Source organism: Polynucleobacter sp. 71A-WALBACH (assembly GCF_018882365.1).
GTDB lineage: Bacteria > Pseudomonadota > Gammaproteobacteria > Burkholderiales > Burkholderiaceae > Polynucleobacter.
On record NZ_JACVOP010000001.1, the window covers coordinates 794,793 to 821,097 of the forward strand.

Here is a 26,305-nt window from a genome sequence, read left to right on the forward strand (position 1 = left end):
ATTAAGGTCAAGTCTCCAAAATTAATTCTAGAGATCTTTGAATGCCTTGGTGATTTATCGTTAATTGAAGTCATAAAGTAATTCTCTTTTGTAAGGTGATGCGGGTCTGTGCAAAGGTGAATTACTGGGACTCCATTCTTCTTATTGCGCCAATTTAATGAAAACCACGACTGTTTGGTATTATGTATTTAAATTTTTGAGTGCTATATGGGGTATTTAGACCTCTTATTAGCGTGAATTTATAAGATCAATGCTTAGAATTTCTTCGTATTAATGCCATGGATTTTCTTTGTCAACTAGCTGGGGATGATATTTAGTTGGAAATATGAGAAAATCAAAAATACTATAAATATTATCCAGATTAAATACTGTTGGGCTTACTGTATGCTGCCATTAATTTATAAACTATGCTCTTCAAGTAAGGCGTTCTAATTGATTAAAGATAAATTTTTTAATCCTATTGCAGCAATAGTCTTCCTAGTTTTAATAGTCATCATCATGCTGGGTGTATTGATACCCTTATATGCCGATGAGGCTTCAACCAAGATCACTCAAGCAACGGTATTTCTTCATGGTGGCCGACTTTTGACTGCATTGCCGCAATGCTTTCCTGAGCTCACAATGGGGCTACCAATTTCTTGGGTTCCAGGCGCCGCAATTTATCAGTTAATTTATTTAAATCTTAGCCCACTCCATATTCGTCTTTCAGGTGTTTTTTTAGCGCTGTTCATTGTTGGTGGATATGCAGCTGGTTTGAGGTATCTGCTGCCAAAGAATGCACCCTCTTTGCATTTAATTGCAGGCGCGCTCTCTATCTTGGGGCTTGGTGTATTGCCGATGACGTTGATATTATCTCGGTCTGAGCAGTGGCTATTACTCCTGATAATATTTTTTGTATTTGCGCCTCTATTGGGAACGGTGAGGTCTACTATCCGCCTAATTTCTTATGTTGTAGCCTATATAGTTCTTACATCTTTATTGTTTTACACGCACCCGAAGGCTGTTTTCTTCTTGCCAATCATTATTGCATCTGTATGGATTAAATTTCGAGGAAGGCGACTGCTGCAAATAATTATGATTGCACTTTCGATCGCTTGTTGCCTTGAGTCAATTTATGCTGCAAAAGAGCTTTTCAGTTGCGATGGCGCACCGCTTCTGGCGTCTGCTTTTTCTGCGCAAACATCCCAAATCTCAAATTTAATGACAATTCCAATCATTACGCTTGCGGAGTTTGGTGAAAATCTTATCTCATTTCCGAAGAAGATTATTGGGCATGCAGTATTCCAGTCTGCATATCAATCCTCCTGGTTACCAGCCTTACAAGCGGGTGGAGCATTAAGTGCGTTCACTGGGATAGTCAATAAGTTATTGGCCATTTGTTTATATTTCATAATAATTTTAGGCATTACACTCCCTCCGTTGGTTTTTTTGCGGGGCCTGTACCGCAAATGTCTTAGGGACTCAAATATCCTTTCAATAGTGCTGTGGCTTTGTCTTATAGGACATTTGCTTATCTATAAAACATGGAATTTCTATGGGGGAGTTTTGATTTTTGGCATCTTGCTCCTCTTAATTTCTTTAAGCTTTATGCAAAATTCATGGAATCTAAAGGGTAGGCTTAAGGATATTGGTGCAGGCGCTTTAATATTTTTCTATTCCACATTCTTACTAAGCGCAATTGTTTTGGTATCGACAATATTATTGCCACTAATGAGTGATAAGAAAACTCATGAATTCGGCGTTTTAGGTCAACAACTTTCAGTTCCTACATTTACCTTTCCTGACCAGCGTAAAAAAATAAGAAGCTTTGCAAGTTCATGCAATCTAAGTCCTGACTCATCTAGACGTATAGTTATTGATGATCTTACATACTTTGCATTTGATAATTTGAAGGAGCCTATACATTTAGTTTACGTTGGTCCGTATGGAATGGGTGGCGATATTAAGGATGGCGAATTAATTCCTATGCTACGCCGTCTTGGCAGCCCGGGAGCTATAGCCCAATGTGCTTTTTTCCCAATTGAATTCAAGAACAATGGTGCCCTTAGTTTTGAAAATTTATGCTGTATAAAGTTTGAAACTGTTGATGCCAAAAAGTAGATTAACAATCGAGGATGGCAATCCATCGTCTTTTGGTCGGGATATTCTGGGTTATGTGCCTATAAAAGTCATACCTGGAATAGCTGGCTTATTCTGCATTTATTTACTTGCAAAACAGTTAGACCCGGAGGAATACGCACGCTACTCTAGTGTGCTGGCGGCCGCTATTCTTGCTGTCCAATTGTGCAGTACGTGGCTGGCAAATGCTATTCAGTTCCAATTACCAAATACTGACGATTGCGATAAGAGCAAATTAGTATGTGAGGTGATTGGATTGCAATCCATACTTTTTGTTGCTTTTGGGCTTATTTCATCGATAGTAGTTTTTTTTGCCACTAGAGATTTTGCACTCTCGATACTTTGCTTTTTTTTGGTTGGGTTCCAATCATCTAATTCTTTGATGCAAGCTGTTATGCAATCTGTAAAAAAAATTATGTATCAGTTGGCATTAACCTCAATTCAGAGTTTTGCTTGGATTATTGGCTTGCTTTATTTAGTGTGGTTTTTTCCAGGTAACGCAGTCGGAGGTATTGCTGCCATTACTTTTGCAAATGCTCTAACTGCTGTTGCTGCGGGCTATCTTTTGTTGAGGATGATAGGTGGTTCTAGCCCAATAGACTATGTACCGAGCATTAAAAATTTGAGAAAAATTTTTCATTTTGGGTTGCCAATGTGCTTTTGGTTTTTTGCGACTCAAGTTTTTTCAATCGGCGATCGTCTCATTTACCCCTTTCTTGGAATTACAAATGAAACCGGGCAATACATGACATTTCGAGATCTTGCAGTGGGTATAACTGGTTTTTTAACCATGCCAATTCTGATGGCCAGTCACACGTCAATAATGTGGGGATGGAAAGATGGGGATGGCATTGCACAGGTTCAAGATATTCTCAGTGAAAGTGTGGAATTAGTGCTACTGCTAACTTTTCCAGTGCTAATTAGCGTCTGCCTAATTGGCTCAGATTTGATGGGTTTAGTTTTTGGCGGTGAATATAGAACCTCTGCTTTGATTATGGCATTGGTTTACTCTTCAATTATCGCAATGACCCTCGCAATGTATTTCCAAAAGGGGCTTGAGGTTACGGGAAATACATTTTTACTGGCCAAGCTCGCATTATGTGTGGCTTCTATATTTGTGGTCGTCTCATTTATATCAATTTCTTATTTTGGCGTTATTGGCGGTGCCGCAACTGTTTTTTTATCTTCGGTATTTTATCTAATGATTGTCTCTATTATGTCAGCATCTATTGTTCGACCTAAATTTAAAAAACCATTTTTAATTAAATTATTAATTTGGTCAATTTTTGTAATTGGTTTGGATTGGATGCAAATTACTGTACTAAGTTTGGAGTCCTCAAGCCAGGCGCATATTTTTTATAGGTTGGCAGTGTTTGCTATAGCTGGAGTAATGTTATGTTTGAGTGATAAAAGATTTCGCCTTTTGCTATCGAGAATTTTATGACTGTAGATATTGTGCTGCTTGGCTTTCTTGTTCCTGATGATGATTTTGATAGAGACTCTCGTGAAGACCTTTATCCTCAGATTGCCGCGAGAAATTTTGAGTGTGGTTTTTTTGAAGGCTTTCTTAGTAATAAGTTGAGTGTTCAAATATTGGCATCTACACCAGCATCAACATATCCACTTAATAAAAAAATTATATTCAGGGGGCGCGAATCTAAAATTGATTCAAGCTCTTGTGTGAGCATGGGGTATGTGAATCTTCCAGGCCTCAAAGGCCTTACTCGTTTTACCTCGGCCCTAATTAACTTGCGCCGGATATTTTCTTGGCATCATGGTTCTACTAAGGCCTTGTGTATATATTCTTTGCACAGCCCATACCTTTTGGCTGCAAATTTAATGAATCGATTTTATGGGGTGAAATATTTTGTAATTGTTCCAGACTTACCGCAATTTATGTCTTTGGGGCTTAAGCGTGGACTAGTCTTTAGGGTACTTAAGAAGCTTGATTATTCTTTCATTCGTTTTTTATTGCGGCGTGCTAGTGGCGCATCTATAGTTGCCCCCGCTATGTTGGAGTCGATGCTTGAGTTAAGGGCTATCCCATCTGTTGTAATTGAGGGGATTTCTGTTGGCCTCACCCCTTCAACCCCTAAGCAGGAGTTGAAGTCAGGTTCTCAGTCCAACAGACCATATTTTTTATACGCGGGAGGGCTAAATGAGGCATATGGTGTCGGTAGTTTGCTAAGGACATTTTGCCAATCTAATTTAGATGCTGAGCTATGGTTTTTCGGTAAGGGGCCACTTTCACATGAAATTGAGTTGGCCGCATTGCAGGATGAACGCATACGTTATTTTGGGTTTATTTCCCAGGATATTCTTGTGGGGTACCTCGCAGGAGCGACAGCACTCTTGATGACTCGATCCTTAAAAGATAATTTTGTTAGATTTTCATTCCCTTCAAAACTGTTAATTTATATGAGGAGTGGAGCGCCAGTTCTATCAACAAGATTGCCAGGAATTCCTGAGGAATACTTTAAGTATTTAACGGAAATTAGTGATGATCCAGATCAATTGATAGGATCGCTGCATGATCATCTTTTGCGATCTCAAGATGATCGCAAGGATCAAGCTCGAAAAGCTTTTGAATTTATCGCTAATGCAAAAAATCCTCATGCTCAAGTGGCCAAGTTGATTCATCTGATTTATGGTCAGGTTGACTGCAAAACATTGCGAAAGAGGGGTGAAATTTGATTGGAAATGATCACAATAACTTAAATGTCAGAGGTGCCCGCCGATTTGTTTTGAACAATCTCGCTACATGCACCTTTCTATTCTCATACTTCATAACAATTGTTTTGGGAAACTTGTTATTTGAAACTCAGATCAGCCGCAATTTTATAGTTGACTCAGGATACTCATTAATTTTCACGTTTCAGACAATTTATGGAGCTGGTTATTGGATATTGTTGCTCTCCCCCTTTTTTGTCGTACCTATAACGGTTTTTATAGTTAGGTGTTCGGGGCTCTCTGCGCTCTTTAGAGGATTTGGTCGCCTGAAAGAGCTTAAAAAGAAAGAGTATCTAATAAGTATTTTTATCTGCTATGGTTATATAGCTTACGCATTTATGGCTGCTGATGCCTGGATCCTATTGGTAGATAGTGACAATGCAGTAGCAGCAGTCGAGGCTAGATTTCTTCTGCGGGAAAGATTAGGGTTTGGGCCATTGATGGTGATTATGTCAGTTCTCCCATTCCTTTCGATTTATTGCTTTGTCAGGGTATTGCGGGGGGCAGATCGCTTCTGGTTTTTTGCAAATTTTGCAAATTTTATTTTGCTTTCTTTCTATTACTTTTTACTTAACATGAAGTGGCCATTAATTTTGTACTATTGTGGTTTATTGCTTGTTTTATTTACATATTCAACCAAGAAGATTTATGGGCGCCTTTTTTTAGCGGCATCTATCATAGTGATTGCCTTTTTTGTTATTTCATCTTTTGTTTTTCGTCTAGATGGGAGCTCATCTAGTGATGCGAATCCCGTAAGCGGCGCTATCGCTAATATAGAGTTTCTTGCCATTTCGTCCATCAATCGAATGGCAATAATATATCCCTACTATTTTCAGGTAGAGGCTGATGAAGACTCGGTTTGCGGGGGGTTTTTTGAGCAGCTAAAAGTGGGTCCGCCATGTAGACCAAGTACATATATTTATTCTAAAATATTTGGATTTGATGGTTTTGAGGGTCGCGGAACTGCTCCTCAACCTGCCCATATTACTGGGTATGTTTTGGGTGGATGGCCATTAGCATTAGTTTTGCTGTTAATGTTGTCATTTATTATTAGCGTGATAGATTCCATGCCTCTATATATGGGAAGCCTAGGAGGGAGTTTAGCTATATATGGAGGACTTGTTGGCTACCATTTATCCCAGATTCCAATCGAGGGGCCCTTTATTTACGATCACGGAATATTATGGGTGTTACTATTTCTCATGGTCTTTCCTTTATTAAGAATATTTTCTTTTCGCAATTAACTTTGTCATTAATTACTTATTATGAAATCATCAAATTCAAGTTGCTCATCATCCCCGGCCCTTAAGGGTACTTTGCTAATAACAGGAGGTACCGGCTCCTTTGGAAATGCTGTATTGCGCCGCTTTTTAAATACAGATATTTCTGAGATTAGAATTTTTAGCCGGGATGAAAAAAAGCAAGATGACATGCGAAAAAAATACGCTGATCCTCGTCTAAAGTTCTATATCGGTGATGTGCGTGATTATTCATCTATCCTCAACGCTGTTCGCGGGGTTGATTACATTTATCACGCAGCAGCATTAAAACAGGTCCCATCTTGTGAATTTCACCCAATTGAAGCAGTTAAAACAAATGTTTTGGGCACTGAAAATGTATTGGAAGCCGCAATTTCTAGCGATGTAAAGAGAGTAGTTTGTTTAAGTACAGATAAGGCCGTTTACCCCATTAATGCCATGGGAATCTCCAAGGCGATGATGGAAAAGGTCATGGTTGCAAAATCCCGCAGTAGTGACAAAACTGTTATTTGTGGAACGCGATATGGGAATGTCATGGCTTCACGTGGCTCTGTTATCCCTCTTTTTATAGAGCAGATTCGTAATGGGAAGCCAATTACAATCACCGATCCCTCAATGACTCGCTTCATGATGACTCTGGATGATGCGGTGGATCTTGTTCTATATGCATTTGAGCATGGCAACCCTGGGGACATTTTCGTTCAAAAGGCTCCAGCAGCTACTATAGAGACCCTTGCAAAAGCGCTAACTAGTTTGCTTGATAAGTCTGAGCATGAAATCAGGGTTATTGGCACTCGCCACGGTGAAAAACTTTATGAGGCCCTTCTTAGTAGAGAGGAGCGAGTTGCTTCTGAAGATATGGGCGATTATTATCGCGTCCCACCAGATTTGCGCGATCTTAATTACGGTAAATTTGTCGAGGAGGGTGAGGCAAAAATATCTGTTTCCGAGGATTACAACTCTCATAATACCAATCGTCTTGATGTTGAAGGCATGAAAAAACTGCTTCTCAAACTATCTTTCATGCAGGCTATCGCACGCGGTGAGCATGCCAATGCAGAGGAGTGAGCGTGAGAGTTCTTGTTACAGGATCAAATGGGTTTATTGCAAAAAATCTCATAGTTCGATTGGGTGAACTACAGGGCTACGAAGTAATTTCGTTCAATCGCACTCACTCACTGGCTGATCTAAAAACTCGTATAGACCAATGTGATGCGATAGTTCATTTGGCCGGCATTAACAGGCCAAATGACATCAAAGAGTTTGCGGAGGGAAATGTCGATTTAACAGCTCAACTTTGCGAGATGATAGCTGCTACTGGTCGCAAGATTCCTCTGATTGTTTCATCCTCGGCTCAGGCTGGTTTTGCTAATCCTTATGGGGAAAGTAAGAGAATGGCCGAAGAGGTGTGTGAAAAATTTTCTTCAGCCAGCGGTAGCCCAATATCCATTTTCAGGCTCCCCGGAGTATTCGGCAAATGGTGCAAGCCGAACTACAACTCTGTGGTGGCAACCTTTTGTCACAATATAGCCAATCATTTGTCAATACAGGTAAATGATCAATCTGCCTTAGTTCGATTGGTATATGTGGATGATGTTGTGTCTGCTTTTATGGGAATGTTGGGTAATATGCCCTCTGGCTTGACGCATGGTGGGGTTGAGCCTGTTTATGAGATAACTTTGGGTGATCTAGCGTCTCAAATTGAGGGTTTTCAGAATTGCCGTAGCACTTTAGTTTCGGAGCAAGTCGGCACTGGGTTAGTGCGTGCTTTATATGCTACTTATGTAAGCTATCTTCCGCCGAGTGAGTTTGCCTATGACCTTCCAAAACACGGTGATGAGCGCGGCATATTTGTTGAGATGCTTAAAACGAAGGATTCGGGTCAATTCTCCTTTTTTACTGCGCACCCAGGGGTAACGCGTGGTGGCCATTATCACCATACTAAAACAGAGAAATTTTTGGTGATTAAAGGTGAGGCTCGTTTTGGTTTTCGTAATATTTTGAGTAATGAGCGATATGAGCTTACTACCTCCGGAGATAAACCTCGCGTAGTAGAAACCGTGCCTGGATGGACTCATGACATCACAAATATTGGTAAAGATGAGATGGTTGTAATGCTTTGGGCGAATGAGATTTTTGACCGCCAGAAGCCGGATACTATTGCTAGTAAGGTTTAATATGAAAAAATTAAAAGTGATGACTGTGGTTGGAACGCGGCCGGAGATAATTAGATTATCCAGGGTAATGGCGCGTCTAGACGAGTCCTGTGAACACATCATTGTGCATACTGGTCAAAACTATGACTATGAGCTTAATCAAATATTTTTCGATGATCTTGGGATTCGCAAACCGGACCATTTTTTAAATGCTGCTGTAGGTAGTGCGGCCGAAACTATCGGCAAAATCATTGCAAGTATTGATAGTTTGCTGGTTAGTGAATCGCCCGAAGCATTATTGGTGTTAGGCGATACCAATAGTTGTTTATCCGTTATTCCTGCAAAGCGAAGAAAAATTCCTATATTTCATATGGAGGCAGGTAATCGCTGTTTTGACATGCGCGTCCCTGAGGAGATCAATAGACGTATAGTAGATCATACCGCTGATATAAACCTGACCTATAGCAGTATTGCACGGGAATATTTATTACGTGAAGGCTTGCCGCCTGACCAGATAATTAAGACTGGTAGTCCCATGTTCGAAGTATTAACGCATTACGATTCAGCGATAAAGTCGTCAGATGTACTGGAACGTTTGCGTCTAGAAGCTGATAAATTTTTTGTAGTTAGCGCTCATAGGGAAGAGAATATTGAATCGGATCGTAATTTTGAGAAACTAGTCAACATCCTTAATGTCATAGCTGAAAAGTATGGAATGCCGGTAATTGTGTCTACTCACCCCCGCACTCAAAAAAGGATTGATGCGAAGGGCATTGAGTTTCATCCAAATGTTCAATTGCTAAAGCCATTAGGATTTATTGATTACAACCACTTACAGGTCACAGCTAGAGCGGTACTTTCTGATAGTGGAACGATTAATGAAGAATCTTCCATTATGAATTTTCCAGCCCTGAATTTGCGAGAGGCGCATGAGCGACCTGAGGGAATGGAGGAGGCTGCTGTCATGATGGTAGGCTTAAGTATTGAACGTGTACTGCAGGGGCTGGCTATTCTAGCCACTCAGCCGCGAGACACTAAGCGCCTTCTTCGTCAAGTTTCGGACTACAGTATGCCCAATGTGAGTGACAAGGTTATTCGTGTTATTCATAGCTATACCGATTATGTTAACCGTGTAGTCTGGAAGAAGTATTAAATTTTTTCTAGCATGCATGACAAAAAAATAGCTCTGTTAGCCCAATGGTTTGACCCCGAGCCAACTTTTAAGGGTTTGGTTTTTGCACGCGAATTGGTAAGGCAAGGTTTTAAGGTTGAAGTTATCACGGGCATTCCAAATTACCCAGGCGGCAAGATTTATGCTGGATATAAGGTTGCATTGATACAGAGGGAAGTGATTGATGGGGTAAATATAACTCGATTACCTCTGTACCCAAGTCACGATCAGTCTGCAATTATGCGTATTTTAAATTATGTGAGTTTTTCTGCTTCAGCTTTATTTTATGGCTTATTTTTTATGAAGCGGGTAGATGTTATATACGCCTATCATCCTCCATTAACAGTAGGCATTGCAGCAAGTCTGATTAAGATGTTCCGAAGAATTCCTATTGTTTACGATATTCAGGATATGTGGCCCGATACCTTGCGGGCTACTGGAATGATTAATAATGCGCGTTTATTAGCGGTTGTGAGCAAGGTTTGCAATTGGGTCTATCGTCAGGTTGATCAGATTGTGGTCCTTTCTCCTGGATTCAAGCGCTTGTTGATAGACCGTGGAGTGCGAAAAGATAAGGTCGAGGTGATTTATAACTGGGCAGACGAGGATTCATTACTTACTCCAGGGGGTACCTTACCAGAAAATTTCCCTGATAAAAATGCCTTTAAAGTTATTTTTGCAGGAAATATGGGCAAGGCTCAGGCTTTGGATGTTGTGCTGGAGGCGGCTGCACTGTTAAAGGCTGCTAATTCTAGAGTGGTTTTTGTGATGATTGGTGGTGGAGTAGATGCCCTGCGACTAAAAAATAAAGCTGCAGATATGCAGTTGACCAATATAGTTTTTTTACCTGCCGTTCCAATGGCGCAAGTAGGAAAGTTTTTGATCTCCTCTGATGCATTGCTTGTCCATTTAAAAAAAGACCCATTATTTCAAATTACCATTCCCTCAAAAACTCAGGCCTATATGTGTGTAGGAAAACCCGTTTTAATGGCTGTTGACGGGGATGCATCTGACTTGGTTCGCCAATCAAATGGTGGAATTACCGCCGAATCACAAAACCCCAAAGAATTAGCTCGGGCGGCAGAAAGATTGGCGGCTTTAGATCACAGTCAATTAACTCAGTTGGGTGAAAATTCCCGAAAATATTACTGTGATCAGCTCTCGCTAGCGGTTGGTGCAGGTAAGTTCGCTGAAATTTTTAAGAGGCTTTAATGAAAAGATTGTTTGATTGTTTGATTGCATTTTTGCTTCTAACTATCTTGGCGCTGCCCCTAGTCATATTGATGTTTATGATTCGAGTTAAATTGGGTGCACCAGTATTGTTTAAGCAGACACGCCCAGGCCTCAAATCACAGTCATTTGAGATGATTAAATTTAGAACAATGACTAATGAGCGTGATCTTCATGGACTTTTGCTTCCAGATGCCAATCGGCTAACTCCATTCGGTCGTTTTTTAAGGTCCACCAGTCTTGATGAGTTGCCAGAACTTTGGAATGTTTTAAAGGGGGATATGAGCTTAGTAGGTCCGCGCCCATTATTAATGGCCTATCTGCCGCTCTACTCGCCTAATCAGGCTCGTCGTCATGAGGTAAGGCCTGGGGTTACTGGGTGGGCCCAAGTCAATGGGAGAAATGCAATTAGCTGGGATGATAAGTTTATGCTGGATGAATGGTATGTTGATAATTATTCATTTTGGTTAGACTTGAAAATTCTTTTTCTAACGGTGCATAAAGTTTTGGGGCGAGATGGGGTTAGTGCGCAGGGTGAGGCAACCATGTCACCGTTCACTGGTAATCATCACTCGCAAAAGGAATTATTGTGAAGCGGTTCGCTATTTTTGGCGCCAGTGGCTGCGGTCGCGGTGTTTTGCCTTTGGCTCTTAAGCAACTGGAAGCTAGTAACCATGAATATGATTTGGTATTTGTAGATGATCGTCCAGGTTCAGGGTTGATCAATGGGCACAAAGTACTTGCCTACGAAGAATGGCTATCTCAACCTGCGAGTAGTCAGCATATTAATATTGCGATTGCTAATAGCGTAATTCGAGAAAAATTAGCTAGAAAGTGCGCGAGTGATGGCGTGCAGTTCTTTGAAGTGCGCGCCTCAAACGTAGTCGAGTTAGATGATGTCAAGATAGGCGATGGCGCAATTCTTTGCCCTTTTGTAACTCTTACAAGCAATATCCGCATTGGGAAACATTTTCATGCCAATATTTATAGCTATGTTGAGCATGATTGTGTCGTTGGAGATTATGTAACTTTTGCTCCTGGCGTCAAATGTAATGGAAATATCCACATTGAAGATCATGCATATATTGGATCTGGTGCCGTGATTAAACAAGGTGCTCCTGGGGAGCCGCTAGTAATTGGTCGCGGGGCGATTGTTGGCATGGGTGCCGTAGTTACCAAAAGTGTTCCGCCAAATACAATAGTGGTTGGCAATCCTGCTCGCCCTATGAATAAAACTTAAATAGTTAACACGTAATATGCTCAATACCCCTTTTAGCCCCTGGCCCAGCTTCACAGATGAAGAGGCCTCCGCAGTTCATAGTGTTTTACTAAGCAATAAGGTTAATTATTGGACTGGTAATGAGTGTCGGGAATTTGAAAAAGAGTTTGCGGATTGGTGTGAAACTCGTTATGCAGTGGCATTGGCTAACGGCACATTGGCATTAGATGTTGCGTTAAAGGCGCTGGGCGTTGGCCCCGGTGATGAAGTGATAGTTACGCCACGTACTTTTATTGCAAGTGTTTCTTGTGTGGTTAATGCGGGGGCTACCCCGGTTTTTGCTGATGTGGATTCCGATTCAGGAAATATTTCTGCTCAAACCATATCTGCTGTAATTTCCCCTAAAACTAAGGCGGTTATTTGCGTTCACTTAGCTGGCTGGCCCTGTGATATGGATCCAATCATGAGTATTGCTGAACGGCATGGATTTGCTGTAATTGAAGATTGTGCTCAAGCCCATGGAGCGCGATACAAGGGGCGCTCTGTTGGTAGCATTGGTCACATCGGAGCTTGGAGTTTTTGCCAAGACAAAATTATGACCACGGGGGGCGAGGGGGGTATGGTCACAACAAATGACGAAGCTCTATGGCGCAGTATGTGGTCATTCAAGGATCATGGAAAAAGTTTTGCTGCAGTATATGAAAAGCAACATCCCCCCGGGTTTCGCTGGCTTCATGAGAGTTTTGGTACAAATTGGCGGATGCTCGAGATGCAAGCTGCTATTGGTCGAATACAGTTGCGACGTATGGCTGATTGGACAGAAAAAAGAACTTCTAATGCTCGTCTTCTGGAGCAAGCTTTCAAGCCTTTTTCTCTCGAAGACGGGGTTATTCGAGCACCATTTTTTGGATGCTCAATTAGTTGCTCGATCGCTTCCATGGGGAATGAAGATTGTAAATTATCCTGCTCACATGCTTACTATAAATACTACGTTTATCTTCGGCCACAGGGGCTGGCGCCCGAATGGAGTAGAGATCGAATTATTGAGGCCATTAATGCGGAAGGTGTTCCTTGTTTTCAGGGGAGCTGTTCCGAGGTTTACCTGGAAAAGGCTTTCGATAGCACTGAATGTAGGCCAACTGCTCGCCTGCCAGTCGCAAAGGAATTGGGTGAGAATAGCTTAATGTTTCTTGTTCACCCAACCCTTACTAATAAAGAAATGCAAAGATCTGTCGAAGTGATCCAGAGTGTGCTTACAAAAGCCTCTGGGTCAGTATAAGAATTTTAAGGTTTTGATTTCCCGAAATTCAAAAATATCATTAAAATCAATGTATTGCACACTAAAATCCTTTACGGCGCCTGGGAAAAAGTAATTTTGCCGATAGTTTTGAAGGCGCCTATAAATTCATTCAATAATTTATAATCTCTTCAATGCCAATTAATACAACTAAACAGTCACTATTAAACCTCCCTCGCTCAGTTAAGAGGGGTGTGGTGATGTACTGTGATGTCATTATTTGCGCATTCAGTGTTTGGCTGGCTTTTGGGCTTCGCTTAGACCAGTGGGGCTATTTTCAAGGCCAGCAGTGGATAGTTCTCCTTGCTGCCATTGGATTTTCATTTCCCCTCTTTATTTCTTTTGGCTTATATCGAGCTATTTTTAGATATGTTGGCTCAGCTGCACTCGCTTCAATGGCGCGTGTTTTCATCATTTACACAAGCTTATTCTTCTGCACTTTTACACTCCTTGGGGTGGATGATGTGCCTCGGTCAATTGGCGTCATTCAACCTATCTTATTGTTTATCGGAATTGGTACCAGTCGATACTTTGTGCGCTATTGGTTGGGCAGCATCAACAATGTTCAAAAGTCATTTCATCGAGCTCAGCCTGTTGCGCTGATTTATGGAGTTGGCGCAGCAGGCCGTCAATTGGCATCAGGCATCGCTAGCACTAAAGAAATGTTGGTCAAAGGCTTTATTGATGATGACCCTCACTTGCAGGGAAGCACTGTGAATGGGATTTCTGTATATCCCAACATCGATGTGCAAGATTTAATTCAACGACTTGACATTACAGATGTGCTTCTGGCCATCCCCTCCGCTAGCCAAACCCGCAGAAGCGAAATTATCTCCTCATTAAACGGATGTGGCGTACGTGTTCGTACCTTGCCAGGACTCATTGATTTGACCTCTGGTCGGGTTAGGATTTCAGACTTACATGATTTGGATATGAATGACTTGCTCGGCAGAGCAGTAGTTCCGCCTGAAGTAGGGCTATTAGAAAAAAATATTCGCAACCAAGTTGTATTGGTCACTGGAGCGGGCGGCTCCATTGGTAGTGAGCTCTGTCGTCAGATTATTAAATTTTCTCCTAAATCATTAATCTTGCTCGATAGTAGTGAGTACTCCCTCTATTTAATCTATGAAGAATTAAAGAAGGCTGTTACTGGGCTTAATGGGAATCATTTAGCGAATGGCAGTAATGACCAAGCTTTGCTGCCCCACCCAGTTTTGCCAATCAAGTTGGTGGCTTGCTTAGCTTCAGTTCGAGATAGTGATTTGTTGCGAAAGATCTTTAGAGCTCATCAGCCAAATACGGTCTTTCATGCGGCTGCATATAAACATGTTCCATTGGTGGAGCAAAATCCTGCTGAAGGCATTCGCACTAATGTTTTTGGAACATTCACTTGCGCTCAAGCGAGCTTAGAGTGCGGTGTAAGCAATTTCATTTTAGTAAGCACCGATAAGGCGGTCAGACCAACGAATATCATGGGCGCAAGTAAGCGCATTGCTGAACTGGTTTTGCAGGCAATGGCAGATATTAAAGATGATCATTCAACGAATTTTTCGATGGTGCGATTTGGTAATGTGCTGGGCTCATCGGGGTCTGTGGCACCACTTTTTAGCGCTCAAATTGCGGCAGGCGGCCCCATTACCCTGACACATTCTGAAGTGACGCGTTATTTCATGACCATTCCAGAGGCGGCGCAGTTGGTGATTCAAGCCAGCGCCATGGCTGTTGGGGGTGATGTCTTTGTGTTGGATATGGGCGAGCCCGTGCGTATTCATGATTTAGCTGTCAAGATGGTGTATTTATCAGGCCTATTGGTCAAGGATGAAGTTCACCCTCATGGCGATATTGAGATTGAAGTCACTGGTTTGCGTCCAGGGGAAAAGCTCTACGAAGAACTCTTGATTGGTGACAACCCGCAGCCAACAGCCCACCCAAAAATCATGAAGGCGCATGAAGAATTTTTATCTTGGAGTGATCTACAGCAAGAGCTTGAAAAGCTTAATGTTGCCTTGGATGCATGTGATGGTAAGTTGATTAGAGGTATGCTCAAAAAGTTAGTGCCTGGCTACCAGCCCAATGGCGATGCAGTAGATTGGAATGGGGGGGAAATTCCTAAGCCATGAGCGCCCCATTTAAGCTTGATGTTTGGGCCATGATCTTCGTGCATTTTTAAAGCAGTGATGGATTATGTCAGTTAATACATTTCTCTCTGATCTTAAGCAATTTTTTATAGATTCATTTACAAGCCCCGTATATCAAGATGGGGTCTTGTATTTCATCATTGAAGAGCTGCCCAATCCAAGAGATTCTGGCCTCTTCAAAATTCTATGTGGTGGCACCCAGATTGCTTTAGATGCGGTTACTCTAGATGAGCCCGGGGTTGTTATTGCCAATGAGCTCATTGGCCTACATGCCGCTACCATTCGCAAGTACCCATACCAAAAAATTGAGTATGTGAATATTGCACCTTGGGCTCAGGCAAAAATTGAGGCTCGCATGGCAAGAATTGGCTTGAAGATCTAGCCCAGCTTTAGCGGTGCTGCATTCTGAGTTTAGCAATTAGAGTGTTCTACATATCTCATGACCGTATCAGTCTTAGACCATCTCCCTCTTTGCATAATGATCGGCATGCTTGCTCCGGAATTCAATAAATCCTGAGCAGCACCTACTCGCATGGAGTGGCCGCTGATCCCCTCAATTGCCGATTCATCCAATCCCGCTTTTCGAGCAATCTTCTTGTAGATGCGATTAATCTGGCCTGCCCCAATTTGGGGGCTTATATCTAGTGCGCGGTTTAGGCCGCAATACAACATTTCCTGTCCATCAGGAAGCTTTTTTATCCACTCAGCCAATGCTAAGTGAGCTCTTTGACTTAGGTGTAGCCATTTCCCAGTAGCGTCCTGATCAGTTTTACTTTTTCTCAGGAGAATGGATGACGTCTCAATACCATTTTTAATGTTGACTTTGACATCCTTGACTTGCAGAGAGACTAATTCACTGCGTCTACATAAGGTGTCATAGGCTACTAGCAATAAGGCGCGATCTCGGATTCCTCTAATAGAATCATCGGTAGCTAGTAACAATTTATCTAAGGTGTCTGCATTGATGCTGCCAGCCTGACTGCAGGAGCGCCCTAACTTGCGGTGCATTCTGCGCATCTCCAGAACGACATCGGGGTCTTTGGTAGGGTCGGGATAGCGGTTGAGTTTATGAATGGTTGCGATACCAGCTACTGCTCTTCGAATGCTGGCGGATGATCTCTTGCCATTACTCATCTTCAGAATAAAGTTTGCAATTGTCTGAGGGTGAGTGGGTAATACATCTTCCTCTTCTTCATCGCAAAAGCGAATCAGTTCATTAAAGTCGGCCTTGTAAGCACGAATGCTTGCTGGGGCATATGCTCCGTCAATTCTCTCGAGGGTTTCAGCAAGTGCCGCCCTTGCTTTTAGGTTTAGTTCTGAGTTACTCATGGCTGAATCCTTAGAGTTCATATCTAAAGTTAGGAGTTTTGCTATTCCCTAAGAATGGATGTTTGCCAAAGGGCAATCCACAAAAGGCATCGCTGTGTAAGTTACCTTTAGCCGAGAGAATGTCTGCTAATTGAACCAAGTCATACTCAATCATTTGGGCATTGCGATAGTTCAGTGGGTCGCTACTCATGCGCGCTGTCATTAGGTGGCGCAAGTGATTAAAAGTTGATTCTGGATATTCGGGGGTATATTTCGTACGCGCTTCCAGTAACTTATAAAAGCCCGTCATTTGATGGCCATGAAGATAGCCAGTGGAAGTTAGTTTGTATTGCTTATCGGGTGAATTACTGGATTGGTATTCATCCGCTTTTCCAATGTCATGCAACCAGGCAAAGATGAGGGCCAGCTGATAATTGGCGTTATGGATGTGCAGGCAATTGAGGGTAGCAATGTGAATGACTTCAATCGTGTGCTCAAGGTTGCCATTGCGGTACGCATGATGATTGCTTGTTGAGCTGGGCCCCTCGCAAAAGCGTTTGAAGAATGCATCATCATGCAATAGGGAATTTAAAAGTAAGCGATTCTTTTCATCAAGCCAATTCCAGCAGACGATGGCCTTATCGCGTAACTCTAGGTTATTAAGCCAGGAGGGTAGGGCGGTGCTGAATATATTGATAGATGCAAGCGGGCTTTTTAGAATCTCCAATTGCTCTATCAGAACCGCTCCACCATCAAACAGTACGCTGAGATTTCTGGGGATGATTTTCACCAGCGGATGACCATGAATCAGTGGGCTGCCAATCGCCTCGTTCCATTGCACCTCTAACCTTTTACCATCTCCAAAGAGTGAGGCGTGATGGGCTTGCGTTCCCGATGGTTCCAGATTGGTAGAAATGGAATTGCTCACCAGCCGGGATACGGGTGGAATTTGCAGAAAGTCGTGCCAATCTTCGATGGTTGCGGAGGAATTAGTGTGCTTATCGGAGTTGTTCATCATGCTTAAAATACCTTTATATATGCAAATATTTATCTATTACTTCTAATGTAAATATAGTTTAACATAAGTATTCAGAAAAAGCAAGGAAATATGCACATCGGTTAAGATATCGCAATAATGATTCGATTTCGTATACAAGAGTTAATTGCTGAAAAGCAATTCAAAGACGGTCAAAGGGTGACCTTGCTTGAGCTAGCTAGTGCTACTGGCATCAATAGAGTGACCCTATCGAAAATGATCAATACACGCAATTACGGTACCGTTACCCACAACATCGAAAAGCTCTGCAAGTTCTTTGATTGCAAAGTCCAAGATGTCATGGAGTATGTGGACGACTAAAAGTCTGTCTTAGAGGGCTTAGCTTGATTGGGCATTTTGAGCTTAATAACTCTTATCTTTTTAGGCCTACCCAGCGCCTTGGCACTCAGAAGCGTAACCTCTGCTTGCATATCTTTTAGGGATTTCTTGCGCGCCTCCAATTGGGATTTAAAGTCCGGATGAATAGCTAGCTGCAGCCTCTCAGGAAAAGCGCAAAAGCGTTCATTTAAAAAGGCCCCCCACCAAGACATCAGTCACATGAATGTAACTAGTCAATGTAGTCATCGGCGAAGAATGCCCTAGTAAGCGCGAGACTGCATACAAGTCTGAGCCTGAAGAGTCATCTCCTGCAAGCAGTACTTCTCTTGCTTTGGTGCTGCGCAGTTCAAAGTCATCGATGCGTACTTGAATATTCGAAAAGTTGACTGCTAAAGGCCCTCTATCTGGCGCATTTAATTCTTCGATGGCATCTGGATTGCCATACATCAAATTAAAAAGATATTTTTTTGAATTGGGTAAATGCTTGCCTAGTAACAGTAGGGAGGTATTGCAAGCGCAAGAGTGTCTTAAGTGATGAAAACGCAATTGCGCTGCGGAGTCGCCTGGACTTCTGATAGCTTCATGAATAAGTGTGATGATTTTATCGACTTGCGCCGTTGCTTTGTTTCTTTGACCTAGATAGCTATCCTCAATAAAGAGGAAATTATGAGATGTGGTGATTGGACGCGTTTTGCAATTCTGAATGTATTTCTTAAGCTTCTCGATTGATACATGCAACAGATCGGCTGTGCTCCATAAGCCTCGGGCTCTAGCCGCAGTAATGAGTTCAAGCCACAGCATTTCTCGCTCACTCAATAAGGCTTTAATGGGAATGATTCTGGTTGATGAGGCTGTTTTCAATCCGCGCTCAACCCACCACTGAACCGATAGGCCGCACATTGCCCCATTTAGAAAGGAGATGTGGGCTGTAGAGAGTTTGACCACTTCAGAGCGACGCAGTCCCAATCGATACGCTAGGGTGAGCACCACCAGGCAAATATTACGCAATTGCGGTAAATCCGCATTTTGGGAGTAGAGGGTTTCTCGTGCGAGTTCAAACTCGGGCTCACTAATATAGGCACTTCCAACACGCGATAACTTGGAATCCTTTTTAATGGGGGTGAATTGATCCTTTTGAATTTGCCCAATCTCAATGAGATATTCGTGGAACGAGTTCCATGCTTGGCGTAGCTTTTCTTGATCTTTTTTGTTGTAGTGCGATTCTGTTTCTAATACATCGTATTCATCAATGCTACTTTCGGCATCAATGTCTTGAAAATCGGCATACATCTCATAGGTTTGCACCATGGGTGGTAGGAAGATTTTGACAAGCTCCAGTTCCCCACGATTTTTCTCATTGGCATTGATATTGGCAATGAGCCATCCGGCCCAATCAGAAAGCAGCGGAAATACCGTCTCTGGGGGTAATTCTAATAACGCCTTGTTTTGTTCGAGTTGTGCGATGGCTGTTGGTGCATTGCACTTGGCCTTGGCAAACTCATCGGCAATATCTAAGATCGATTGCGCCCAATGATTTTGCAGATCTAGATCAATCGTTGGATATGGAGTGATCTGCTCCTCGCTGGCGGATTCATCAGTGGGAGTCATTTTCACCTTCACTTGCTTACCCTGCCTCTTTTGAGGTGCGAGTTCAATGACGTTTAAGCGATGCAGGCTCGGATAGCCCAAGCCCTTAGTATCAAAATCCCGTGCTAAGCGATGCCAAACAAAGGCCGGTAGGGTGCGGCATTGGTAGGCCTTGCTGGCACTAATGAGTAAAGAGGTATTGGAGAAGTGCAGCAGGGCATGTTTGAGTAAATAGATCTGACCACCCGTTAAAGATGATTTACTAGAGCTACTTTGCTCTTGCAACATGGTTTTAAGCACACCCAAAAATTCCTGGATGCACTTGCTGTAAAAGTTAGAGTCTGCCGACCCAAATTTCCAGTTCTTACGCAGGCGTTGGTATAGGCCGACGCTCACCGGATCGGCAATCCAGCGATCAGTTTGATTTTGTCCTGACTCCAGTTTTTCAAGATCGTAGACTTCGCCTAAGCGTAGGCTTGAATCGATGGGAAGCAAAAGACTACTCAAGGGCGCATCAAGGGATTGCCTCATGAGACTGATGTCGGCTATCACTTTGAGTTGGGAGTGGGTTGTTACGCCAGAGAGGCAAATTACAAAGAACAGGTAGCCACCAAATTGCGCTTTAGGGTTCAGTTCACGCCAGGGGATCGATGACAACTCCCCTTTTTCAAAGGCAGAAAGAATGTGCATCAAGCAAAGGTAGCCCGCTTCGTCTTCTTGGGCGTAGGCATTGGGCTCGAGAAGGCCAACACGAATATTGGAGGTTTCATTAAACCCAGTATGGGTAATTTGCTCATAATCTAAGCGCCACTGATCTGTCAATTCAAAGAGTGCGCGTATTCCATCAGTTTTAGTGGAGGCTTGCGTTTTTAAAACTCTCAGTAGGCGCGACAAAAAGGCGCAATAGAATTTTTTGAGTCGCTCAATCTGCTTTGTTGATTGCTTGTTTTGCAATGGGAGTAGCAGGGCTGGAAACTGAAGTAAGCCTAAGGCCCAGTTTGTAATGAGGCTTGGCCCATTTTCTTCAAACTCGTCTAGCACCGATAAGGAGAGGGTTTTGCGGATGTGCTGGGCAATATTCTCAACGCTGTCAAACTCTTTACTCTCAAGTAGGAATTTCGACGCAGCCATCATCTCAATGCGATTAATCAAGTCCTGATCAACGCTCTTGGCTAGGTGGCTTTTGAGTTGAGCCTTAAGGTCAGCGATAGGATCGACGACGGCATTGATGATCGTCTTGCTACCTGACTTAGTCGGCACCTCAATCTTCGGTTGAGCCTTTGGTATCAGCGAATGGGTCGGTTTTTCTAATGGGAGATTCATGTTAAATACTCCCTTTCTCAGAGTCATCTAGATCGTAGGCTAGGTTGGGCAATCGAAATTCAAAGGCATGAAAGCCTAAGCTAGAGATCACGGATTGAATCTTGTTTTGCATGCGCGTAACCAGCGATAAGGGAGAAGCACTCGTAAACAGATGAAATGGAGCGGTGCCGGTCATCCAGTGACCAAGCCAGCGATCAACATCTTCTGGACTAACGGGGTCGGGACCTTCTCGGAGTAGGTCAGATAGCAGCTTGCGATAAAAATTGGCTTCCACTTGGAGTTCATCGCCAATCTGCTTTGCAAAATAGCGCGAATCTAGCGGCTTAATCCGAAGGTGTTTTGAGCTATTTTGATCAAACTCTAAAAGTATCAGTAGATCAGCTTGCACTTCAATATCTTGCTGTCTTGCCCAAGAGATGAGGGTGTCAATCGTATAGGCATAGTCAAACATCTGCAATCGTAAGGCCTCAGAGAGCCAGGCCAATCGAAATTTACTGCCCTCGGAATCGGATTTGTCCTTGAGTTTAATAAAGCCATGCAAAGGATCGATTTGAAAGACATCGCCAAATGGGATGTGGTGCGGGCGATGGGATGTTTCAAGGCAAAACCAAAATGCCACATATTGGCTATAGGCATTTATTGCCTGTACAAACTGTACTAAATCACCTTTGGAATGGATCGCTTCAGGGCAAGTGCCTATCTTTTGATGTAAGGTCAGAACATAGGCTTTTACGATCTCCGGTTTAACTAAGCCAGTGGCGAAAATCATATGGTTTTTAATTCCGGGCAATGGTTGGCCAGCGCAATGTTCCAATAATGCGGTGCGATTGGCTAAGTAATATTGAAGCCCCCATTTACCGTGCTGGGGTTTTTGCCATAAATGACTTGTGAAGTAATGAAGAGTTGACTTTTTAGAGTCCGGCACTTTCCAGTCAAGGGCATCTACCAACAAGGAATCAAATCCCAGATTAAGGAGGTAACTTTTACTGTATTGCCGAATTTTTTCGATGCTGATGTTTCTTTTGCCGGCAGTGAGCTTTACGCCCCCATTTTGTTGGCGATTAAATTCTTTGATCAGCTCTTTGCATTGTTGGGCAATATCGATTTTGTCTTGATTGCTAAAGGCGGGTACTGGGCCCAAGAGTGCTCCACTGGAAAGCTGTTTGTCGATCAGCTTTTTAGCGACCCCCGAGAAATCAGTAAATGCAATGGCGCTGGTGTGGCTCTGATACCGAGTTGACGCGTCAATATTGGCGTGGTGCTTAAGAGCGCGCACTGGAATGGGGTAGACCCAAACTTCAAATGGGTTGGTATGTCCAGTAATTGAGCAGGCACGTAATGTGTCATTCGTCCCGCCAATCTTAAATCGAGATTGACCTCTGAGCCAATCCCACTCTTGCTCTGGGCATACCTCTAGAGAGAGTGCCATATCTAAGTCAATGGCCAAAATGGCTACCATCAACAGTATCTGTGGCGCTATGCCTGGTTGACTACGAATAAAGCTGAGAAAGGCTTCCATTTCTTCGTGGGTGGGGGTGATGCGATTCCACGAAAGATCTTGATTTTTGGAAGCTAGCAGAAGCTGGGTGTGACTGGTGTGTTTGTCTAGTTTGAGCTGTGACGATTTCCCCTGCGCCATAAAGAGCACTTCAATTGGGGGCTCGTCATACTCATCCTCATAGGGATCTTCGCCCAGTTCCTCAAGTTCTTTGATGCGCTCTTTGCTAATGGGCGCTTGGGGCAGGCGATAAACTTCTACGATATTGCCGTAAAGATCTTCTTCCTGGGTAATGAACTGGGGAGGAATTTCCCAGGTATGGTTTCCGGCTGAAGAGACAGAGGATCCGCCCGATCCCCCTCCTTTGGCAGAGCTACCATGGACTATTCGAGTCTCAGAAAAAAATTGCAATAGGAGTTTGAGATTGGTAACTCCGGCATTGATGATCGGCTCATCAAAAATGGGGTTGAGTAGTAAAAATGCGCTAACGCGAACTAAATCGGAATAGGGGCGGTTGATGATGCGCTCTAATTGGCGACGTATTTTTTGCGAGAGATTGGGCCATGACTGACTTTGGATGCGAATCTTGCGGTCAACATCACAAAGTTTTGAGCGATCGGGAGCATGGTCGGGCTCTTGCAATAAAAAGGTATAGGGATTGCGGTGCAGGCTCTCTTTCTCAAGAGTATTGAGATCGCGACCTTCACTGATGGGTGTTAAGCGGCGCTCATTTGCGCAGAGGTAAATCGCAGCGATGAGTAGGGCATTGCAATTGTCAGTAGCGCGATACTCCCTGATTTCAAGGTCCGATTCGGTTTCGGGCCAACGCATGTTGTTTAGCGCAATTGAGTACAGCGGAAAAGTTGAGCATCCTTTTCTGAACATGGGGTTGGAGGTGTAATAGCGACCAGCAGATCTTGCCTTGAGATCACTCATTGCTTGAGGGCGAAATTGCGGGAAAAGAGTACCTAATGAGGTTGTCTCGTAATTGCGCTGTACTACTTGCTCAATCTTTAGCGCCGTCTTTAATAGACTTTCAAAAGGGATGGCGAGTGATGTAAGGCCAATGCCGCTTTCAATCAGCGCCGTGACTATGCGATGAAGGGTTTTGACGAACTCGGGATAGGCCCGAAAATCGGCGGCGGGTTTTAAGAAATAAAGCAATTGCCTCAGCTCTAAATCGGGCTCCAACACTTGACTATCTAGCGGTAAGTCATAAAAACCCACATGAAAGGGCTCGGTAATGACTGAATGCGATCTAGCGAGAAAGTCCTGAAAATTCAGTTGGGGATAGAGTAGGTCATAAATGACTTTGAGCTCAGAGCTGATGTAATAGTTGGGGCAGTAGGTTTCACTCATGAGGTTTGGCTTTACTTCGGTTCTGCGCGGCGCGCATGTCTTGGAAGGCTTTTGTGGTGACACCTATAAACTGCGCAAACTGGGCATCGCTGGGGCGCTGCTCAAAACAGTCATGCAGTAGGGCAGTATTCCATTGCTGGGATAGCATGTTCGACAAAGCGAGACGCCCCGAGAACTGGGCATCCGCATAGGTGTTGGCAAGTGCTTCGGAGTTATTTTTTACTTGCACTAAGCAGTTGAGTTTTTCATGGGGATTAATTTTGATGAGAAGGCCAATGAGATCAATCTGCCAATACTTAGCGATCAAGGAGTAGCGTGTAAGCTCTTTATTGATTGGGGTAACTATCGGTGGATCAACCCCCAATTGGCTAAAAGCAATATCAGGATTGATTCGTAGATCGATTTGCTTTCGGTCATCTTGGATGAGGCCAACAGAAGATTTTCCTTCTTTGAGGGCCTGCATCGTTTTTCGAATGATCCCGGGGTCAAGCACAATTTGATCGGCAGACAGCTCGATGAAAGTCATTCTCCCTGTTGGAGATGCTGGCTTATCGAGTGGTGGTGCTGTGCTCACAGATTCATTCTGATAGTTATAAAAATTCATCCTATCTCGGAATGTCAATCGACAGCAAGCCCTTTATTCACGGGCAGTATAGCGTTGTACTATACTAATTTCGTAAATTTTATGAAATAAATAAATGCTGCTTGACTTTTATTGTTGTAAATCTCATGCCGAAAAAATCAATTCAAAAATTAAGAGTCAATGTGGGTAACGCGCAGACAGAATTTTTGTTTCTAACGCGATAGGATTCACTTCTGTGTACTTCGAAATAATTTGAAGAGCTAAAAATCAAGCAAAATTATTTTTACGAAGTTAGGGAGATGTTGTATTCGCGCACATATATTTTCTGGTGAAGACGTGTCCACACCCTCTTAAGTTTTTAAGGTAGCGTGTCCACACTATCTGTGGATAAAAAATTTGGTAAGAAGCGATGAAAATCTATTTTTATTTCGTAATGGGAGTATGCGAATTTCTTTCTCATGCCAAAACTAAGCTCAGATTAAATGTGAAGTTGGTTTTTCATGCGCATTCAAGATAGTCAGCCTGCATCATGATGACGGCTAAGTGAACCATGCTTAATATTAGCGATGAGGTACATATTTTGAGAAATTGCCTACCTTACAAACTAAGGATCTTCTGTTGTGCTGAAAATGACTTTAATAGCTAAATTACGACAATATCGCCGCTATCTTAGCTATAAAGCGACATTCAGCATGATTTTTATTCAGATCATAGCTATTTGGCGACAATGAGTGCGGGTAAATCTTGATTAAGAGCGTCAAGCTAGGCGCCTTATTTATCGATGCATAGGCATCGATAATATTCATATCACCTATATTCCTGAGGTTATCGATGCTTGTGCATCGATTATCTATATTTTGCGTTTAATTAATTGGCCGCGATTACTTGAGCTGTTCTATATGGCTACCCAGCAACATTAAATGCCCAATTGCTTATATAGCTTTGAGGTGCTTTTTGCGGTAAATACTCCTTCACCTTTGCGACTTGTAGCAATGACTTTGGCCGTTAATGTATTGGGTATTTCGTTGTATGCGTTGGGGCAATTGCGCTCATTAGCTGGCACCCTGAACTCATCACGCAGATCGCATTCCATCTTTACCGATGTTGGCGTTTCTTTAGTCATACTTTTCAACCCTGTTTAGGCAAACTCGAGCCGATCGTTTTGTGAGAACGGATCGATATTGATTTGGAGTGATTGAATTGAAGCTGTCGGAACCTTGCGACGCTCGACAGTATTAAAGCGCACAAAGCCGATAGCCTCCAACTTCCCCAAAGTGCGTGTCAGGTTAGGCTGGGCTCGACCTGTCAACTTAGCCAGCTCAGCGATTGATTGGGGTTTTTTGTCGCGAATAGCGGCGAGTAGCTCGCGGTTCTGTGGTGTCAGGAGGCGCAACAAGGCCTCTACGGAATCAAAACTCATTCCCCCGGCATCCTTTGGCGCCTTTTTTTCTCCGCGTGCAACCAATTTCATTTCATTGCGCAAAGATGCGTGGCTTTGGATCTTAAGGTTCTTCATGGTCTATTTCCTTCTTTTGTCTCAATGGTTTCAAGCGAAATACCATGCTCAGCAAGTACCCGCTCAACTTCATTAAAAAAATCATCAATCAATGTTTCTGCATTCTTAAATTCATAAGGACGCCCCTTGTCCTTTTCAGTCCTATGCCAGTGATCTATTGCTTTTGAACGCGCCTTATAGTTTGACCCTTTCTCGGGAACAGCATGGGCATTGTCAAAACCAATTAATCTCTGGTTGCTAGGGTCGTGCAGAGTGAACGAGTAGTTCAATCCATGCGGCCTTAGTTCACTTTTATCCCCCTGTGTTATTTCGAACTTCACCCAATATCCCTTTTCATAGCAGTGGATGCGCCCGTTAAAGTCCAGTAGAAACTCCAGCGTATGTTCAGCATTTTTTTTATCATACGTTACCATATCACCATAGGATAAGTCTAAACCT

Annotated in this window: 22 protein-coding genes; 14 read left to right on the forward strand and 8 right to left on the reverse strand. The window is 43.0% G+C overall.

Features of this window, described 5'->3' with window-relative positions:
- Positions 1 to 432: 432 nt before the first annotated feature.
- The 13 genes from ICN42_RS04145 to ICN42_RS04205 all read left to right on the forward strand — a co-directional run bounded on the left by ICN42_RS04145 (position 433) and on the right by ICN42_RS04205 (position 15,700).
- Positions 433 to 2,100 (forward strand): hypothetical protein, encoded by a 1,668-nt coding sequence (locus ICN42_RS04145; protein ID WP_216251279.1) that lies wholly within the window; start codon positions 433 to 435, stop codon positions 2,098 to 2,100.
- The gene (locus ICN42_RS04150) at positions 2,087 to 3,562 is read left to right on the forward strand and encodes a lipopolysaccharide biosynthesis protein (protein ID WP_216251283.1); all 1,476 of its coding nucleotides are present in this window, start codon (positions 2,087 to 2,089) and stop codon (positions 3,560 to 3,562) included. Before ICN42_RS04145 ends, ICN42_RS04150 begins: the two co-directional genes overlap by 14 nt.
- Entirely contained in the window at positions 3,559 to 4,812 is a 1,254-nt protein-coding gene (locus ICN42_RS04155) for a glycosyltransferase (RefSeq protein ID WP_216251287.1), read from the forward strand. The genes ICN42_RS04150 and ICN42_RS04155 overlap by 4 nt, the downstream gene beginning before the upstream one ends.
- Positions 4,809 to 6,092 (forward strand): hypothetical protein, encoded by a 1,284-nt coding sequence (locus ICN42_RS04160; protein WP_216251289.1) that lies wholly within the window; start codon positions 4,809 to 4,811, stop codon positions 6,090 to 6,092. Before ICN42_RS04155 ends, ICN42_RS04160 begins: the two co-directional genes overlap by 4 nt.
- 21 nt (positions 6,093 to 6,113) lie before the next feature.
- Positions 6,114 to 7,175, forward strand: coding sequence for a polysaccharide biosynthesis protein (locus ICN42_RS04165; RefSeq protein WP_216251291.1), 1,062 nt, complete (start codon positions 6,114 to 6,116; stop codon positions 7,173 to 7,175).
- 2 nt (positions 7,176 to 7,177) lie between these two features.
- Positions 7,178 to 8,284: an NAD-dependent epimerase/dehydratase family protein gene (locus ICN42_RS04170; protein ID WP_216251292.1), complete on the forward strand. Its 1,107-nt coding sequence runs from the start codon at positions 7,178 to 7,180 to the stop codon at positions 8,282 to 8,284.
- Between the two features lies 1 nt (position 8,285).
- Positions 8,286 to 9,416, forward strand: a complete 1,131-nt coding sequence (gene wecB / locus ICN42_RS04175; protein ID WP_216251294.1) for a non-hydrolyzing UDP-N-acetylglucosamine 2-epimerase — start codon at positions 8,286 to 8,288, stop codon at positions 9,414 to 9,416.
- A 12-nt stretch (positions 9,417 to 9,428) separates the two neighbouring features.
- Complete coding sequence (locus ICN42_RS04180) at positions 9,429 to 10,646, forward strand: glycosyltransferase family 4 protein (RefSeq protein ID WP_216251297.1); 1,218 nt, start codon at positions 9,429 to 9,431, stop codon at positions 10,644 to 10,646.
- Entirely contained in the window at positions 10,646 to 11,257 is a 612-nt protein-coding gene (locus ICN42_RS04185; protein WP_216251300.1) for a sugar transferase, read from the forward strand. Before ICN42_RS04180 ends, ICN42_RS04185 begins: the two co-directional genes overlap by 1 nt.
- Entirely contained in the window at positions 11,254 to 11,904 is a 651-nt protein-coding gene (locus tag ICN42_RS04190; protein ID WP_216251304.1) for a NeuD/PglB/VioB family sugar acetyltransferase, read from the forward strand. Before ICN42_RS04185 ends, ICN42_RS04190 begins: the two co-directional genes overlap by 4 nt.
- Positions 11,905 to 11,920: 16 nt before the next feature.
- Positions 11,921 to 13,162 (forward strand): DegT/DnrJ/EryC1/StrS aminotransferase family protein, encoded by a 1,242-nt coding sequence (locus tag ICN42_RS04195; RefSeq protein WP_216251307.1) that lies wholly within the window; start codon positions 11,921 to 11,923, stop codon positions 13,160 to 13,162.
- 152 nt (positions 13,163 to 13,314) lie between these two features.
- Positions 13,315 to 15,300 carry a nucleoside-diphosphate sugar epimerase/dehydratase gene (locus tag ICN42_RS04200; protein ID WP_216251310.1) on the forward strand — a complete coding sequence of 662 codons (1,986 nt, stop codon included), beginning with the start codon at positions 13,315 to 13,317 and terminating at the stop codon, positions 15,298 to 15,300.
- A gap of 64 nt (positions 15,301 to 15,364) precedes the next feature.
- Complete coding sequence (locus ICN42_RS04205) at positions 15,365 to 15,700, forward strand: hypothetical protein (protein WP_216251313.1); 336 nt, start codon at positions 15,365 to 15,367, stop codon at positions 15,698 to 15,700.
- Between the two features lie 29 nt (positions 15,701 to 15,729).
- On the opposite strand, the gene ICN42_RS04210 is transcribed toward ICN42_RS04205, so the two are convergent.
- Positions 15,730 to 16,647: a tyrosine-type recombinase/integrase gene (locus ICN42_RS04210; RefSeq protein WP_216251316.1), complete on the reverse strand. Its 918-nt coding sequence runs from the start codon at positions 16,645 to 16,647 to the stop codon at positions 15,730 to 15,732.
- A 10-nt stretch (positions 16,648 to 16,657) separates the two neighbouring features.
- Entirely contained in the window at positions 16,658 to 17,644 is a 987-nt protein-coding gene (locus ICN42_RS04215; protein ID WP_216251319.1) for an HD domain-containing protein, read from the reverse strand.
- A gap of 117 nt (positions 17,645 to 17,761) precedes the next feature.
- Here ICN42_RS04215 and ICN42_RS04220 point away from each other — a divergent pair, with 117 nt between their 5' ends.
- Positions 17,762 to 17,983, forward strand: coding sequence for a helix-turn-helix transcriptional regulator (locus ICN42_RS04220; RefSeq protein ID WP_216251322.1), 222 nt, complete (start codon positions 17,762 to 17,764; stop codon positions 17,981 to 17,983).
- A 201-nt stretch (positions 17,984 to 18,184) separates the two neighbouring features.
- Here ICN42_RS04220 and ICN42_RS04225 read toward each other — a convergent pair whose 3' ends face one another.
- The 6 genes from ICN42_RS04225 to ICN42_RS04250 form a co-directional block, all read right to left on the reverse strand.
- Complete coding sequence (locus ICN42_RS04225) at positions 18,185 to 20,911, reverse strand: hypothetical protein (RefSeq protein ID WP_216251327.1); 2,727 nt, start codon at positions 20,909 to 20,911, stop codon at positions 18,185 to 18,187.
- A 1-nt stretch (position 20,912) separates the two neighbouring features.
- Positions 20,913 to 23,768 (reverse strand): hypothetical protein, encoded by a 2,856-nt coding sequence (locus tag ICN42_RS04230; RefSeq protein ID WP_216251329.1) that lies wholly within the window; start codon positions 23,766 to 23,768, stop codon positions 20,913 to 20,915.
- Complete coding sequence (locus tag ICN42_RS04235; protein WP_216251333.1) at positions 23,761 to 24,342, reverse strand: hypothetical protein; 582 nt, start codon at positions 24,340 to 24,342, stop codon at positions 23,761 to 23,763. The genes ICN42_RS04230 and ICN42_RS04235 overlap by 8 nt, the downstream gene beginning before the upstream one ends.
- 925 nt (positions 24,343 to 25,267) lie before the next feature.
- On the reverse strand, positions 25,268 to 25,474 hold the full coding sequence (locus ICN42_RS04240) for a hypothetical protein (RefSeq protein ID WP_216251336.1): 207 nt from the start codon (positions 25,472 to 25,474) through the stop codon (positions 25,268 to 25,270).
- Between the two features lie 15 nt (positions 25,475 to 25,489).
- Positions 25,490 to 25,867 (reverse strand): MarR family transcriptional regulator, encoded by a 378-nt coding sequence (locus tag ICN42_RS04245; RefSeq protein WP_216251339.1) that lies wholly within the window; start codon positions 25,865 to 25,867, stop codon positions 25,490 to 25,492.
- Positions 25,864 to 26,280 (reverse strand): DUF6516 family protein, encoded by a 417-nt coding sequence (locus ICN42_RS04250; RefSeq protein ID WP_216251344.1) that lies wholly within the window; start codon positions 26,278 to 26,280, stop codon positions 25,864 to 25,866. Before ICN42_RS04250 ends, ICN42_RS04245 begins: the two co-directional genes overlap by 4 nt.
- Positions 26,281 to 26,305 lie beyond the last annotated feature (25 nt).

Coding starts and splice junctions, on each gene's coding strand:
- ICN42_RS04220 (WP_216251322.1), top strand. CDS start 17,762: ATGATTCGATTTCGTATACAAGAGTTAATTGCTGAAAAGCAATTCAAA.
- ICN42_RS04215 (WP_216251319.1), bottom strand. CDS start 17,644: ATGATGAACAACTCCGATAAGCACACTAATTCCTCCGCAACCATCGAA.
- ICN42_RS04150 (WP_216251283.1), top strand. CDS start 2,087: ATGCCAAAAAGTAGATTAACAATCGAGGATGGCAATCCATCGTCTTTT.
- ICN42_RS04155 (WP_216251287.1), top strand. CDS start 3,559: ATGACTGTAGATATTGTGCTGCTTGGCTTTCTTGTTCCTGATGATGAT.
- ICN42_RS04195 (WP_216251307.1), top strand. CDS start 11,921: ATGCTCAATACCCCTTTTAGCCCCTGGCCCAGCTTCACAGATGAAGAG.
- ICN42_RS04230 (WP_216251329.1), bottom strand. CDS start 23,768: ATGAGTGAAACCTACTGCCCCAACTATTACATCAGCTCTGAGCTCAAA.
- ICN42_RS04165 (WP_216251291.1), top strand. CDS start 6,114: ATGAAATCATCAAATTCAAGTTGCTCATCATCCCCGGCCCTTAAGGGT.
- ICN42_RS04225 (WP_216251327.1), bottom strand. CDS start 20,911: ATGAATCTCCCATTAGAAAAACCGACCCATTCGCTGATACCAAAGGCT.
- ICN42_RS04205 (WP_216251313.1), top strand. CDS start 15,365: ATGTCAGTTAATACATTTCTCTCTGATCTTAAGCAATTTTTTATAGAT.
- wecB (WP_216251294.1), top strand. CDS start 8,286: ATGAAAAAATTAAAAGTGATGACTGTGGTTGGAACGCGGCCGGAGATA.
- ICN42_RS04210 (WP_216251316.1), bottom strand. CDS start 16,647: ATGAGTAACTCAGAACTAAACCTAAAAGCAAGGGCGGCACTTGCTGAA.
- ICN42_RS04240 (WP_216251336.1), bottom strand. CDS start 25,474: ATGACTAAAGAAACGCCAACATCGGTAAAGATGGAATGCGATCTGCGT.
- ICN42_RS04250 (WP_216251344.1), bottom strand. CDS start 26,280: ATGGTAACGTATGATAAAAAAAATGCTGAACATACGCTGGAGTTTCTA.
- ICN42_RS04245 (WP_216251339.1), bottom strand. CDS start 25,867: ATGAAGAACCTTAAGATCCAAAGCCACGCATCTTTGCGCAATGAAATG.
- ICN42_RS04200 (WP_216251310.1), top strand. CDS start 13,315: ATGCCAATTAATACAACTAAACAGTCACTATTAAACCTCCCTCGCTCA.
- ICN42_RS04180 (WP_216251297.1), top strand. CDS start 9,429: ATGCATGACAAAAAAATAGCTCTGTTAGCCCAATGGTTTGACCCCGAG.
- ICN42_RS04185 (WP_216251300.1), top strand. CDS start 10,646: ATGAAAAGATTGTTTGATTGTTTGATTGCATTTTTGCTTCTAACTATC.